This is a genomic window from Melghirimyces profundicolus (genome assembly GCF_003054245.1).
Taxonomy (GTDB): domain Bacteria; phylum Bacillota; class Bacilli; order Thermoactinomycetales; family DSM-45169; genus Melghirimyces; species Melghirimyces profundicolus.
The window spans coordinates 55233-69084 of sequence record NZ_QBKR01000007.1 but is presented as its reverse complement, the minus strand read 5'-3'; the positions used below and the strand labels follow the sequence as shown (position 1 = coordinate 69084).

Sequence of the window (13852 nt, the reverse complement as noted above, 5' to 3'; positions counted from 1 at the left end):
TTGACATCGTTAAAGGAGGGAAGCTTTCCATTAGTGTTTCTGCGGAGAGAAGATATATATATATAAACAGTGATAAGACTGTAAAGAAAACAGCGCCCATGGGGGCTCCAAATCCATTGGAATCAGGAACCGGCGGAGAATCATCTCGGATCGGTGATCGCCTGAAATACGTCATGCCGGGGTAACGCGCTGCCATCGCTGTCATTCTTTTTCTTTCTCCATGATTAACGGCTCAACGAAAGGGAACCTTAAAAGGAAGGAAAGGAGGGGTTTACGATGACCCATCGTGGAAATGAAAAAGAAGAGCACCTCACCCAGGCGCAAAAAGCGAAGCGGGAACCGGCAGAGGTTCAACGGGAGCACGGGGATGCGGATGCGGACCTTCGCCTGATCGGAGAAGGGACCCGGCCCAGCCAGCGAAAGGAACCATAAAACCAAACGGGCAACCGCCCTCAGTCCGACCGAAATCGGAGCGGTTGTCCGTCTCTGTTTGTTTCCCTGCATTTCACCGTTGGACGGGTATAAAGGCTCATTCTTCTCCCAAACAGGTCGTCGCCAGTTGCCGTTCCACCACGCTCCCGCCCTCCCTTTTCAAAGCAAAGGCCCGGGCATGGGGACGGGACGCGATGACGCTCTTCAACTCGCTCCCGACAAAATGGAGAGCAGCTCCGTCATCGGCGGCGAATCCGTTTCCGATGTCCCCGTTCAGAAGCAGACGGTGAAACCCCGGGCGTCGCTCGTTTTGGCCGTCAAAATGCGGGCAGAAGCTCCCTTTCAGAAATCCCAGGCACTTCACCCGGCTGATCTGGCCGGGGATCGAGTCGGTCACTCCCTCTTCAAACCAACAGTTGGCCCCGGCGCTGATGCCGGCGAGTACTTTCCCTTCCTCCCACGCTTTCCGGAGGATCCGATCCAGCTCCCACTCTTTCCACAGGGCCATCAGGTTTTTGGTGTTTCCCCCTCCCACGTACAAAATGTCCTTATCCATCACGAAATCCTCCAAGTCGGCGGTGGGAGGGGGAAACAGAGTGAGGCGGGACGGTTCACAATTCATCTTTTTGAAAGCCCGGTAAAAGCGGCGGATATAGTCGATGGAATCCCCGCTGGCGGTGGGGACAAAACAGATTTTCGGCCGCTTTTTCCCGCTCTGCCGCAACACATACCGGTCCAGGAGAGGGTTGTCCGGCTCCATGGAGAAACCGCCTCCCCCCATCGCGATGATCTGTTTCAATTTTCAACCCTCCAACCGTTTAAAAAATGGTTAACATTTCTTTCATTATTCCGGTGTCAAACCGCGTTTCCATCTGTTATAGTGAAAATCAAAAATTCCGTGTATAGCGGACAACGGTTTATTCAGAATACAAGGAGTAATATGTATGACACCGTTTCATACCAAGGATATCACAATGATCGGACTCATGCTGTTGGCACTCTTCTTCGGAGCCGGAAACATGATCTTTCCTCCCGCCCTGGGACAGGCGGCGGGGATCGAGGTCTGGCCCGCCATGGCCGGCTTCGTGTTCACCGCGGTCGGTCTTCCCCTGCTGGGCGTGATCGCCATTGCGGTTTCCGGCGGAAACCTGCAGACAATGGCCGGAAGGGTCCATCCGTGGTTCGGAGTGGCTTTTACCGTTGCGGTTTATTTTGTGATCGGCCCTCTGTTCGGAACCCCGCGCACGGCCACCGTCGCCTTTGAAATGGGCGCGTTCCCCTTCCTTCCGGAAGGTTTCGACGCCTACGGTTGGCCGTTGTTTCTCTATACGCTGATTTTCTTCGCCATCACCTTCTGGCTTGCGCTCAATCCCTCCAAACTGGTGAATCGCATCGGGAAAATTCTGACTCCTCTGCTGCTGGTGATCATCGGTGTCTTGCTGGTGAAAAGCCTGATCGATCCGGCAGGACCTTTCGGCACCGCGATGGGGGATTACAAGACCCAACCCTTCTTCAGGGGATTCATGGAGGGTTATCTCACCATGGACACCCTGGGGGCGCTGGTCTTCGGAATCGTGGTCATCCGTTCGGTGAAGGAGCGGACCAACGATCGCAATACCGTCATCTCCGTCACGGTCAAAGCCGGCCTGGTGGCGGCCCTCGGATTGACGCTGGTCTACCTCACTCTGGGGTACCTGGGAGCCACCAGCCAATCCCTGGGGATGTCGGAAAACGGCGGCCAGATCCTGACCTCCGTGGTCCTGCAACTCTTCGGCCATCCGGGAGTGCTCCTGCTGGGAACGGCAGTCACCCTGGCCTGCCTCACCACCTCCGTGGGATTGGTCACTTCCTCGGCGTTCTACTTTTCCAGCCTCATCCCTGGCCTGGATTATAAAAAGACCGCCGCGGCATTGTGTATCGCCGCCATGGTCGTCGCCAACATGGGGCTGACCCAGATCATCGCCGTCTCCATTCCGGTCCTGACCGCCCTGTATCCGATGGCGATCGTGCTGATTCTGCTCAGCCTGTTCCCTTCTTTGAACCAGGCACGGGAAATATACGGCCTCGCATTGATCGGAACCGCACTGGTCAGCTTCACCGACGGCTTGAAGGCCATGAATATTTCCCTCGGGTGGACGGACCAAGTCTATGGTTGGCTCCCCTTCTATTCGGAAGGAATCGGCTGGCTTCTTCCCGGCCTGCTCGGAGCGCTGATCGGCTATGCCTGGCACCGTCTGAAACCCCACGGATCCCTCTCCCGTGCATAAAACGACAAAACACCCCTCCCGCAAGAAATGGGGTGTCACTCTTCCACCGGCCCCTGGCTTCGGGCCGGTTTTTCTTCTGTTTCCCCATCGAATTCCCCGAACTCCAGCACCTCCCCGTCGGGCCCGGTGATGAACACCGTGGTCCAACCGTTGGACAGACGGTAAGGTCCTTCCACCCGGTCCATCATAAAATACGCGGCGTTGCCCTCAGGAACGTGATAAGCCTCCGGCTGGCCCTCCGGGGTGCGGTCCCAGCGATCGCCGGGGAAGTCCCGGGACCGGCCGAAAAAGTTCTCGGTCCGGAGGCTGAGAAAAAGAGGGCGTTTTTATTGGATCCGGTCTCAAAAAAGTTTAACGTGCAAAAAAAGAACCAACCTCTCGAAGCGTTGGTGATTTAATGTTCTTCTCGAGAAAAGGGGAAGCGTTTACCCAAAATAGCGACTTTGCTGTCCTGCCCAGCGGAGAATCAGCCTGAAAGGGCGTTCAGGGGCAAAAGCTCCGCTGTGTTGCATCCGAAGGCCTTTGCCCCTGCCCGCAGCAGGATGATTCGGAGCGGACAGTGCAACCATCTCTGCAGGACAGCATAGCGAGACCGGGGAGCGAAGCGACCCCAGGCGAGACTTGTGCTCTGTGAGTGCAGCCGGAGCGGCTTTGGGTAAATGCTGCCGCTCACTTTTTCACAACGCTTCTCGGGGTTGGCTCGTTTGCGTCGCGGATTTATTTCGTTTTGTCATCGGAATTCCTGTTCCCGTCTCGCTTTTCCGGCGGTCTTTTCCCCGTCCCGCCGCACATCGCGCAGGGGGCATCCATCGGAATGGGGAGGAGGGTTCGGATCTTTCCTTTTCCTTTGCAAGTTGGACAAACCGCCATCAATTCACCTTCCCCCTCTCTGTTCATCTTTCACCTGTTTCAGGCCTGAAAGCAAAAAGAGGATTTCTGTTTTTTCTTCATTCCCACGGATGTTTGGCTCCCTTCATGGAAGGGAAGAGGAACAAAAACAGGCCGGATGGAAAACCCCTGTCCCCGACAGCGGGTTTTCCTGTTGCCGCGGGAATCCCCCCGTCCGGGAGGGTTTTGGGAGGTGGACTCCGAAAACAGGAAAAAGCCCCCCGTCCGTGGGACTCCAACCGAAACGGCCCTGACGCACTTTATTCAGGCATGTACGTTTATGTATTATATAATGTACACGATATGAAAATTTTGCTCCCAGAGGAGAGAGGTTGGATGTTTTCGAAACTCAAACGGCTCTTCGACTTTACTCCGGATCCGGATTACTCCGAGGAAAAGGAATATTTACATAGAGAGTTGCAGCGCTTGAAAAAGGAAAACGACGAGCTGAGACTGAAACATCAGATGGCTCGCAAGCAATCTGTGGAACGCGGGGAATCGAAGCGGTACCACTTGGAGTTTTTCCTGTACGACGCCAAAAGCGATCAGGAAACCCAGTACACCGAGGCGGACATCCACCGCTATCCCATGATGGGTTTCACCATTCACTATCTGGACGAAAAAGGAAAAGCGGGGCGCCCGGAATGGATGGGCCACCTGCTGAACGGGTTGGAAAAAACCTTTGAAGCGATGAAAGTGGTCAGCCACACCGTGGACGAGTCCAGTCTGTACAGCTTTTTCGTCGATCTGAAATTGTTTCCCCACATCGAAGTGAAAAAGTGCATTTACCTGGTGTTCCAACAGCTCTACCAATGGCAGGAAAACGGCCGGGATCAGGTGTCGATGCGCGTCCACATCGGCGGGGACGAGCTTTACCGGGAGCTGTTGAACGGACACTTGGAGGCGGTGTGATCCGGTTTTAAGACTCTCCCCCCGGCAGCAGCCATTTCACCATGGTGAAATCGTTGTCCAGACGGGTTCTTGAGATATGACTGGACCCCAAACCGTTACCGATGATCAAAACGCCCCTTCCAGGTGATCGATCCGGGCCGGTTCATTGGTGGGGGTGAGGAGGACGGAGACGACGTCGAACCGGAAAGGCGTCAGTTCCCGATGGCGGACTTGGAGATAAGACAGGGTGAGCCTGCGGACCTGTTGTTGTTTTTTCCGGTCGACGGATTGGAACCCCATTCCGAAACGGCGGCTCCGGGTGGTGCGGACTTCGACGATGACCAGCAGGCCGTCCTTTTCCGTAATGAGGTCCAGTTCACCCAGGCGATTACGCCAGTTGGTTTCGAGGATCCGGTACCCCTTGTCCGACAAAAAACGGGCCGCCAGGGCTTCCCCGATCCGGCCGGTCTCCCTTCTCCGGTCTTTTCTCACGGTCCCCACCCATCCTCTCCGTTCGGTTTTTTACATTTATTCATCACCCGTGTTTTTACTGCGGTCGACCAGATACAAAAGAAAATCACGGGCGCTTTTTTGATCCCGTTCCTCCAGACGGTCCACGAGACTGTGCAGATCTTTTTTTGGCACAGTCGGCGGGAATCTCTCCCTTCGGGTTTTAATGGATGAATCCCTTTCCATCACACCGTACAAATACAGATCCAAGAACCGGGTAGTGGCCTCTTTCACATTCATGTGTCCGGGCAGCTGGGGATGCTCAATGAACATTCTTCGGATCTGCAGCGTGTATACCATTAATACGTCGGTATCCACATCCGTGCGGATGATCCCTTCCGCTTTGGCCAGACGAATTAATTCCTGGTAAAAGGGCATCACCTTCTCCAACCCGTGCGACTGTATTTTATTTGTAAGTTCAGGATAATCCCGAAACAGTTCCAGAGCATAATCGGACTGGTAATACCGATCATATTCGTTCACATTGAACAGTTTTAAAAACATCTCCTTCGTCAGGCCGTCCCGCTTTGCTTGTTCGACTATATCCCGGTAATGAGCGGCAATTTCGTCCGTCATGTGGATAAAAACCCGCTCCAAGATATCTTCTTTGTTGCGAAAATATTTATAAAAAGTAGCCTTGCTCACTTGCGCCTCATCCACGATGTTTTCCACAGTTACGGCGCGAATCCCTTTTTTTAAAAACAACCGTTCAGCGGTCAGCAGAATCTTTTGCTTCTTTTTTGATGTTCTTCGGGAACGATTTTCGGCCACAGTGATCCTCCTCAACTCATTCCAGTCTCACCCTTCCTATTATGTCAATCATGGACCGATGAAACCAGCTCTGACTACACATGAATATCCTTGCTTTGGAACCGGAAATGGGCCAAACCACCGGAAACGACAAAAATCAGAAGCATGATCGCCGTTTTTTCCCAAGGTAAAGCGGAGTTCTGAACAATGAAAGGCAGATCGGTATAATACATCAGACTGAAGTATTGAAAAGGTTCCAGCTCTTCGGCCAGTCCGGAAAGGATATGACACATATAGGATCCCAGCACCAGTCCGATGCCGAAGGACGAAGCCAGTCTTTCGCCGGTCAGGAATGTCGATATCAACCACCCCACGGCACCGATCGCTGCACTGACAAAAAACGTTGACATGACAACATAAACAAAGACAGCCGGCTCATAGTCTGCCGTAATGATGCCGGTCAGGGTCAAAAAGATGGCACCCAGAACCATCAGATGCATCAGGATCAAACCGGTCAAGTTGCTCAAAATTTTTTGTGCAAAAATGTTCGTGCGCGTCACCGGTCGGGTGTACAAAAATTCGGCTGTCCGCCGATCTTCTTCTTTGGCAAAAACCGTGGCGGTCGAAATGGCCGTATAAATCCCCATCAGGATGATGAGATACATAAATGTACTCACAAAATAACCGTGGATATCCGCCATATTGACCTGATCCATATAATATGCTTTCTTCATGGCTTCCGGCAATTTTTCGTACACTTTCATCATTTGTTCGTCCATTGCGATCGCTTCATATGAACCCAGGTAGACGAAGACAAAAAGAACCATGACCACCGCCCAAATGATAAAACTGTTACGATGGAATTTTAATTCTTGTTTGAAAATGGACATCCTCATTTCCCTCCCTCCGGTTCTTTCGGTTGGTAATAATCCATGAATATTTCTTCGATGGACGGTTCTTCGACACGGATGTCGTTCAGTTCATCATGGACAATTTGGCGCAACACCTCGTTGATTTTTCCCTGTACATAATACCTGACGATATGATCATGCACTTCCCGTTTGACAATTTGTTCATGTTCAATATGCGGAATCCGATCCTGAGCCGGATATTCCACTTTCAAAATGCGCATGACCTGCTTCCGGATGCTTTCCACATCTTTTGTCGCCACGATTTGCCCCTGACGGATGATGGCAAACCGGTCGCATATTTTCTCCACTTCACTCAAGATGTGCGTGGAAAAGAAAATGGTTTTCCCTTTTTCCTTCTCTTCTTTTAATACATTGAAAAAGACACCCTGCATGAGAGGATCCAATCCGCTGGTCGGTTCATCCAGAATCAATAAATCCGGATCATGCAGGAGAGACTGGATGATGGCCACTTTCTTTTTGTTACCGAGGGAAAGGTTTTTGACTCTCTTCTTCGGATCCACCTCAAACAAATCAAGATAATATTCCAGTCTGGAACGATCGGCATCGGGATAAAAACTCAATGCGTAATTCAAGACGTCCCGGACCTTCATCCTTTCATAATAATGTACCTCTGAAGGGAGGTAACCGACATGACGTCGGATGACAGCTCCTTTTTTTATGACATCCTTCCCCAGTATAAAAGCACTTCCTGACGTCGGTTTGAGCAAGCCGAGCAAAATACGGATGGTGGTCGATTTTCCTGCACCGTTCGGTCCGATGAAACCGTAAACCGTCCCTTTTTCCACTTCAAGATTCAGCCTGTCAAGAGCCTGATGCTGGCCGTAGTATTTTGTCAGATCATTCATGCAAATGACGTTTTCCTTTCCAACCATGGGTCACACCTCCGTATTCATTGGGAACCCTTTATGTGAACAATTTAATGTTATATCGTTCGGTTTATTATAAAATCAACAACAAAAATGAACAATATATATTTATCCGTTTAAATGATAAGTATTACTCACCAAAAAAATCCACTTCCCGTTATGGAAAGTGGATGAAAATTGATTTGCATTCGATCCCGGGGCGCTCGATCTTTCAAGTGTGTCCTTCTTCAAACTTCAGTTATGGCAAATCCGGATCAACAAAGTCTTTCTTTTCGGCAGCGTTCCCCCACCGGTGCGAAACTCCTCCGGTGAAGGGGGCAAGCCCCCCAGCGATCCAGCGCAGCCAGATGCTCGGGCGTGCCATAACCCATGTTGGTGTCGAATCCATATTGGGGATATTCCTTCCCGGCATGGATCATCCACTCATCCCGGACCGTTTTGGCAATGACGGAAGCGGCGGCGATGGAATGACTGAGAGCATCTCCCTTCACGATGGGCTCCTGGGGAAGAGACAACCCCGGTACCTTGGCCGCGTCTGTCAGAAGGAAATCCGCCGCCGGCTCCAGCTCCGCCACAGCCCGGCGCATCGCTTCAAAAGTCGCCTGCAGGATGTTATGTTCATCGATATAGGCGTTGTCCACTACGCCGATCCCCCAGGCAACCGCCCCCCGTTCGATGCGGGCCCGGAGGGAGCTTCGTTCTTCCGGAGTCAATTTTTTGGAGTCGTTCAGACCGGTGACATCGAAACCTTCCGGCAGGATCACCGCCGCGGCGACCACCGGCCCCGCCAAGGGACCCCTCCCCGCCTCGTCGACACCGGCGATGTACCGGTACCCCTGATCGCGGTATGTACGTTCAAACTGCCACATCTGTTCCAACCGTTTCTTCTCGCGCCGTTCGGCATCCCGTTTCCGCAAATAAGAACGGGCCAGCTTCTGAACGCCGGCCCGGGGGTCCCGAAGGAGCGATTCCAAGTAAGATTCCGTGAGATCTTCCTCCCGACGCAATCGGTCGGCAATCTCACGGACCGTCCCCTTCACTTTCATTCGGTTTCTCCTCCCAATCCGAAGGAAATTCCAGGGAGATCCTGCCCAAACGTCCCGACCGCAGATCCCGCAGGACCATCTCCGCCGCTTTCTCCAGGTCGACCTCCCCGCCTTTTCTCATGCAACCGCGCCGTTTCCCCACTTCTTCCAGGAGGGCCGGCCCTTGCAAGTCCCGGATATCAGAGAGCTTGTAGCGATCTTTCAGTTGTTCGGGGTACCGTTGGGAGAGATACTCGAGAAGGTAGAGCCCGATCTCGTCCACCGGGAGGATCTCTTCCTTGATCGCCCCGCTGGAGGCCAGCCGAAGCCCCACTTCCCGGTCCTCAAACTTGGGCCACAGGATGCCTGGAGTGTCAAGGAGTTCCATCCCGTTTCCCAGCTTGATCCACTGTTGGGCTTTGGTCACTCCCGGCCGGTCTCCGGTCTTGGCCGTACTCCGCCCCGACAACCGATTGATCAGAGCGGATTTCCCCACATTGGGAACCCCCAGGACCATCGCCCGGATGCGGTGACGTCGGATCCCTTTTTGGGCCTGATTTTCAATCTTTTCCTTCATCAGCTCCCGGCTGATGGAAAAGATGGCCTTCACTCCTTTTCCCGACAGGATATCCACGGGAAGGGCCTGGGTCTTTTCCCCGCGGAAAAATTCCGTCCAGCACCGCGTGGCATCCGGATCGGCCAGGTCACTCTTGGTGAGGAGAACGATCCGGGGCTTTCCCTTGATCAAGTCGTCGATCATCGGATTCCGGCTGGACAGGGGCAGCCGTGCGTCCAGAAGCTCCAGGACCAGATCCACCTGATTCAGTTTTTCCTCCACCTGCCGGCGGGCTTTGGCCATATGGCCGGGATACCATTGAATCACCATTTTGAAAAAATCACCTTTTCGCCACCAAAACCTTGAAGTCGCTCAGAGGCCAGAAAACCAGATCCGCTCTGCCCACGACCTCGTCAATGGGAACCGGTCCCACATCCGGGCTGCGGCTGTCACTGCTGTTCATCCGATTATCACCCATCACGAAGATGTGCCCTTTGGGCACCTTGACGGGTCCGAAATCCGCCGTCCGGTTCCCCTCGTCTATGTATGGTTCCTCTATACTCTTGCCATCGACCCGCACCACGTTGTTGTGGGCGGAGACCGTCTAACCCGGCCCTGCGATGACCCGTTTGATATAGTCCTTGTCTTCCGTCGCATGAAAAACGACCACTTCTCCGGGTTTCGGATCGCGGAACAGGTATACCACCTTGTTTACGATCACCAGATCACCATTGTGCAGGGTGGACAACATCGAGGGTCCGGAAACGCTGAACGGGGAAAAGATAAAATAGCGGATAATCAAGGCCAGGACGATCGCGATGGCGAGTGCCTGTACCCACTCCCACGCTTCATCGTTTCCCCGCCTCCTGCGTCGTCCGTGCCTGGCGGAACGGGGGGTGAACTCGCTCATGAAGCTCCTCCTGACTCTCGAGAACACAACATCAAGAAAACGGAGATTTCAGATAGAAAAAAGTGACAAAAAGGGCTTGAGACCCCCAAGCCCTTCCAACTGATTAGTGAATTTCTTTGATCCGGGCCGCTTTGCCACGCAGTTTCCGCAGGTAGAACAGCTTGGCACGGCGGACTTTCCCGCGGCGGATCACTTCGATTTTGTCGATCCGCGGGGAGTGAAGTGGAAAGGTCCGTTCCACGCCCACGCCGTAGGATACTTTCCGAACCGTGAAGGTTTCGGAGATCCCCCCGCCGCGGCGCTGGATCACAACCCCTTCAAATACCTGAATCCGTTCCCGTTGGCCTTCGACGACCTTCACATGAACCCGGACGGTGTCGCCGGCACGGAACTGAGGGATATCTTTGCGCAGTTGTTCTTCACCGATTTCGCGTACGAGTTGGTTCACGGGTATTCCCTCCTTCCCCTCGCTTGTTTTATCTCAGCCGAATCTAAAATCCATCGAGCACAAGATCCATTTTATCATATGGGTTGGCCGAAAACAATGAACCCAAAAGGGCTCAATCTTTCCGCCCCCCGTTCCCTTGCGTCATCTCCCGGATCCACGCGCGGTCTTCCTCCGTCAATTCCGCGCTTTCCAAAAGATCCGGCCGGCGCTCGAGGGTTCGTTTGAGGGCCTGGCGTCGCCGCCAACGGTCGATTTCCGCATGATGCCCCGACAACAGGACATCCGGGACCCTCCAACCCCGAAACTCGGCGGGCCGGGTATATTGAGGATACTCCAAGAGACCCGTGGTAAAGGAATCGGTTTCCGCCGAGGATTCGTTGCCCAGAACACCGGGAATCAGCCGGATCACGCTGTCCATCAGGACCATGGCAGGGAGTTCTCCCCCCGTCAACACAAAATCCCCGATGGAAATCTCCTCGTCCACCAAATGCTCCCGGATCCGTTCGTCAAACCCTTCATAATGACCGCAGAGAAGGATCAGCCGGTCGTGCCGGGCCAACTCCTCCGCTTTCTTCTGGGTGTAGGGCGTCCCCTGGGGACTCATCATCAGAACCGGCGGCCGGACCGGTTCGTCTTTGGTCAAATCCTCCACAGCCCGGAACAGCGGCTCCGGCTTCAGCACCATTCCCCCGCCCCCGCCGTACGGGGTATCGTCGACGGTGCGGTGTTTGTTGGTGCTGTATTCCCGGAAGTTGACGACGGATGTTGTGACGAGTCCCTGGTCGATCGCCCGTTTCATGATGCTGGAGCCCAAAAAGCCCTCGAACATTTCGGGAAACAACGTCAACACATCGAAGTGCACGGTTTCGTCACCTCAATCACTCCAACCCTTCCATCCACCGGATGGTCACCCGTCCGGCGTCGGGATCCACATCCTTGACGACGTCATCGATGAAGGGGAGGAGGAGCTCGCCGCCCTCCGCCTTTTTGACCACCCAGACATCGTTGGCGCCGGGCTGCAGGATCTCGGTGACCGTTCCGACTTTTTCCCCTTCGGTGGTGACGACTTCACATCCGATGATCTCGTGAAGATAGTAGCCTTCCGCTTCCACCGCATCCTCCCGGGGGACCATCAAAGTGCCCCCTTTGAAGGGCTCGGCCTCGTTGATGTCCGTCCACTCTTCAAAACGGATCAGCCAGAACCGTTTATGAGGCCGGGCTCCCTTCACCGTGAGCCGGAGAGGGGCATCCAGTTTGGGATGAGAAAGAAAGAGTTCCGCACCGGGAGCAAAGCGCACCTCCGGATAATCCGTCCGGGACAGAATCCGGACTTCGCCGCGGATGCCATGAGTGCCGGCGATGTGGCCGACGGTCAACCAATTCGGTTCACGCATGGACCGGCCTCCTTTCCAAAGGGCCGGGCGGCCCGGTCAGACAATCTCCACCGTCACCCGTTTCTTATCCCTCACTGCGGCGGCCCCGACAACGGTGCGAAGCGCTTTGGCGATCCGTCCCTGCTTTCCGATCACTTTGCCCATGTCGTCAGGGTCGACGGAAAGGCGGAGCACCAGCCGGCTCCCCTCCTCCCGTTCCTGGACACGGACCGCTTCGGGGTGGTCCACCAACGCCTTGGCGATCACTTCAACCAGTTCCTTCATTCGAATTCCCCCTCGGGCCTGAACGCTCAGGCAGGGAACTTACTTTTGGTTTTTGGATTCGTGGATCTTTTTCAGGATGCCTTCTTTCCGGAGCAGGTTTTTCACCGTGTCGGAAGGTTGGGCACCCGTGTTCAGCCATTTCACGGCTTTTTCTTCGTCGATCTTCACCTGAGCCGGTTGGGCCAGGGGGTTGTAATACCCGATCTCTTCGATGAAACGGCCGTCGCGGGGCGCACGGGAATCAGCCACGACCAAACGGTAGAACGGGGATTTCTTCGCCCCCATCCGTTTCAGACGGATTTTCACTGCCATTTCGCTCACCTCCTCTGTAGGATCAACATCCGGTTCAGGACATAAACGGAAACTTGAATTTCCCGAACCCTTTCTTCTTCTTTCCTTTGGACATGGAGGAAAACTGTTTCATCATCTTCTTCATATCCATGAACTGCTTGATCAGCCGGTTCACATCCTGGACCGTCGTCCCGCTGCCTGCTGCTATTCTCTTACGGCGGCTGGCGTTGATGATGTGTGGCTCCTGCTTCTCTTTCGGAGTCATGGAGCGGATGATGGCCTCCACCTTGGTCAGCTGTTTCTCATCCACCTGGAGGTTCTTCATCCCCTTCATCTGTCCCATTCCCGGCATCATGCCGAGAATTTCGTCCAAAGGTCCCATGTTGCGCACCTGGTCCAGTTGATCCAGAAAATCATCAAAGGTGAACTGCTGGGTGCGCATTTTCCGTTCCAGATCCTTCGCTTTTTCCTGATCGACGGAGGCCTGGGCTTTTTCGATCAGGGTGAGGACGTCTCCCATCCCCAGGATCCGGGAAGCCATCCTCTCGGGATGGAAGGGCTCCAGGGCATCCACTTTTTCCCCCATCCCGACAAATTTCACCGGACAGTCGGTGACGGATTTGACGGAGAGGGCCGCTCCGCCCCGGGTATCGCCGTCCAGTTTGGTCAGGACCACGCCGGTCAACCCCAGTTCCCGGTTAAAGCTCTCCGCCACGTTAACGGCATCCTGACCGGTCATGGCGTCCACCACCAGCAGGATTTCGTCGGGGCGAACCGTATCCTTGATCGCCTTCAGTTCCTCCATCATCTTCCCGTCGATGTGGAGGCGGCCGGCGGTATCGACCAGCACCGTGTCATGGCCTTCCTCTTTCGCTTTGGCCACTCCTTCTTCGGCGATCCGGACCGGGCTTTCCTTGTCCCCGAGGGAGAAGACGGGCAGATCCACCTGTTCCCCCAAAACTTCCAGTTGCCGAATGGCCGCGGGCCGGTAGACGTCTCCCGCCACCAGGAGCGGCCGCTTGTTCTGCTTCTTGAGATAGCGGCCCAGCTTCCCGGTGGTGGTCGTTTTCCCCGCCCCCTGAAGCCCCACCATCATGATGACCGCCGGTTTGGAGGAAAGCTCCAGCTTGCTCTGGGTTCCACCCATGAGGCGGGTCAGTTCCTCATTGACCACCTTGATCACTTGTTGTCCGGGTGTCAGGCTCTTCAGCACTTCCTGGCCGACGGCGCGTTCCCGCACCTTGGACACAAAGTCCTTCACCACTTTGTAGTTGACATCGGCTTCCAGAAGGGCCAGCCGGACTTCCCGCATCGCGGCTTTGACGTCCGCCTCGCTCACTTTCCCTTTGCCCCGCAACTTCGCAAGGGCCGATTGCAGCCGTTCGGACAACCCTTCAAATGCCATGTTGCCGCCTCCCCCGTTTCGTG

At 54.5% G+C, this 13852-nt stretch carries 17 protein-coding genes and 1 pseudogene; 3 read left to right on the top strand and 15 right to left on the bottom strand.

What is annotated here, in order from left to right; genetic code table 11:
• The first annotated feature begins 276 nt into the window (after positions 1-276).
• Entirely contained in the window at positions 277-432 is a 156-nt protein-coding gene (locus tag C8P63_RS19010; protein WP_170109535.1) for a hypothetical protein, read from the top strand.
• Positions 433-529: 97 nt separating this feature from the next.
• On the opposite strand, the gene C8P63_RS06700 is transcribed toward C8P63_RS19010, so the two are convergent.
• Positions 530-1231 carry a Type 1 glutamine amidotransferase-like domain-containing protein gene (locus tag C8P63_RS06700; protein WP_108022578.1) on the bottom strand — a complete coding sequence of 234 codons (702 nt, stop codon included), beginning with the start codon at positions 1229-1231 and terminating at the stop codon, positions 530-532.
• 145 nt (positions 1232-1376) lie between these two features.
• On the opposite strand from C8P63_RS06700, the gene brnQ reads away from it, so the two are divergent.
• Positions 1377-2699 (top strand): branched-chain amino acid transport system II carrier protein, encoded by a 1323-nt coding sequence (gene brnQ, locus C8P63_RS06695; protein WP_108022577.1) that lies wholly within the window; start codon positions 1377-1379, stop codon positions 2697-2699.
• Between the two features lie 35 nt (positions 2700-2734).
• On the opposite strand, the gene C8P63_RS19005 is transcribed toward brnQ, so the two are convergent.
• Positions 2735-2875, bottom strand: a complete 141-nt coding sequence (locus C8P63_RS19005; RefSeq protein WP_170109534.1) for a hypothetical protein — start codon at positions 2873-2875, stop codon at positions 2735-2737.
• A gap of 1048 nt (positions 2876-3923) precedes the next feature.
• Between C8P63_RS19005 and C8P63_RS06680 the strand changes: the two genes are divergently transcribed.
• Positions 3924-4499, top strand: coding sequence for a hypothetical protein (locus C8P63_RS06680; RefSeq protein WP_108022574.1), 576 nt, complete (start codon positions 3924-3926; stop codon positions 4497-4499).
• Between the two features lie 105 nt (positions 4500-4604).
• Here C8P63_RS06680 and C8P63_RS06675 read toward each other — a convergent pair whose 3' ends face one another.
• From C8P63_RS06675 to ffh, 13 genes and pseudogenes are all read right to left on the bottom strand, one after another.
• Positions 4605-4979 (bottom strand): YraN family protein, encoded by a 375-nt coding sequence (locus C8P63_RS06675; RefSeq protein ID WP_108022573.1) that lies wholly within the window; start codon positions 4977-4979, stop codon positions 4605-4607.
• A gap of 27 nt (positions 4980-5006) precedes the next feature.
• Positions 5007-5759 (bottom strand): TetR/AcrR family transcriptional regulator, encoded by a 753-nt coding sequence (locus tag C8P63_RS06670; RefSeq protein ID WP_170109533.1) that lies wholly within the window; start codon positions 5757-5759, stop codon positions 5007-5009.
• A 74-nt stretch (positions 5760-5833) separates the two neighbouring features.
• Positions 5834-6628 (bottom strand): ABC transporter permease subunit, encoded by a 795-nt coding sequence (locus C8P63_RS06665; RefSeq protein WP_170109532.1) that lies wholly within the window; start codon positions 6626-6628, stop codon positions 5834-5836.
• A gap of 2 nt (positions 6629-6630) precedes the next feature.
• Positions 6631-7542: an ABC transporter ATP-binding protein gene (locus C8P63_RS06660; RefSeq protein ID WP_108022570.1), complete on the bottom strand. Its 912-nt coding sequence runs from the start codon at positions 7540-7542 to the stop codon at positions 6631-6633.
• Between the two features lie 248 nt (positions 7543-7790).
• On the bottom strand, positions 7791-8582 hold the full coding sequence (locus C8P63_RS06655) for a ribonuclease HII (protein WP_108022569.1): 792 nt from the start codon (positions 8580-8582) through the stop codon (positions 7791-7793).
• On the bottom strand, positions 8557-9447 hold the full coding sequence (ylqF, locus tag C8P63_RS06650) for a ribosome biogenesis GTPase YlqF (RefSeq protein WP_108022568.1): 891 nt from the start codon (positions 9445-9447) through the stop codon (positions 8557-8559). Before ylqF ends, C8P63_RS06655 begins: the two co-directional genes overlap by 26 nt.
• Before the next feature lie 10 nt (positions 9448-9457).
• A pseudogene (gene lepB, locus C8P63_RS06645) lies at positions 9458-10027 on the bottom strand (signal peptidase I).
• Between the two features lie 103 nt (positions 10028-10130).
• Positions 10131-10475 carry a 50S ribosomal protein L19 gene (rplS, locus tag C8P63_RS06640; RefSeq protein ID WP_108022567.1) on the bottom strand — a complete coding sequence of 115 codons (345 nt, stop codon included), beginning with the start codon at positions 10473-10475 and terminating at the stop codon, positions 10131-10133.
• 112 nt (positions 10476-10587) lie between these two features.
• Positions 10588-11337, bottom strand: a complete 750-nt coding sequence (gene trmD, locus C8P63_RS06635; RefSeq protein ID WP_108022566.1) for a tRNA (guanosine(37)-N1)-methyltransferase TrmD — start codon at positions 11335-11337, stop codon at positions 10588-10590.
• A gap of 16 nt (positions 11338-11353) precedes the next feature.
• Positions 11354-11869, bottom strand: a complete 516-nt coding sequence (rimM, locus tag C8P63_RS06630) for a ribosome maturation factor RimM (RefSeq protein ID WP_108022565.1) — start codon at positions 11867-11869, stop codon at positions 11354-11356.
• Positions 11870-11905: 36 nt separating this feature from the next.
• Positions 11906-12133, bottom strand: coding sequence for a KH domain-containing protein (locus C8P63_RS06625; protein ID WP_108022564.1), 228 nt, complete (start codon positions 12131-12133; stop codon positions 11906-11908).
• A 39-nt stretch (positions 12134-12172) separates the two neighbouring features.
• Positions 12173-12445, bottom strand: a complete 273-nt coding sequence (gene rpsP / locus C8P63_RS06620) for a 30S ribosomal protein S16 (protein WP_108022563.1) — start codon at positions 12443-12445, stop codon at positions 12173-12175.
• 34 nt (positions 12446-12479) lie between these two features.
• Positions 12480-13829 (bottom strand): signal recognition particle protein, encoded by a 1350-nt coding sequence (gene ffh / locus C8P63_RS06615; RefSeq protein WP_108022562.1) that lies wholly within the window; start codon positions 13827-13829, stop codon positions 12480-12482.
• Positions 13830-13852: the final 23 nt, after the last annotated feature.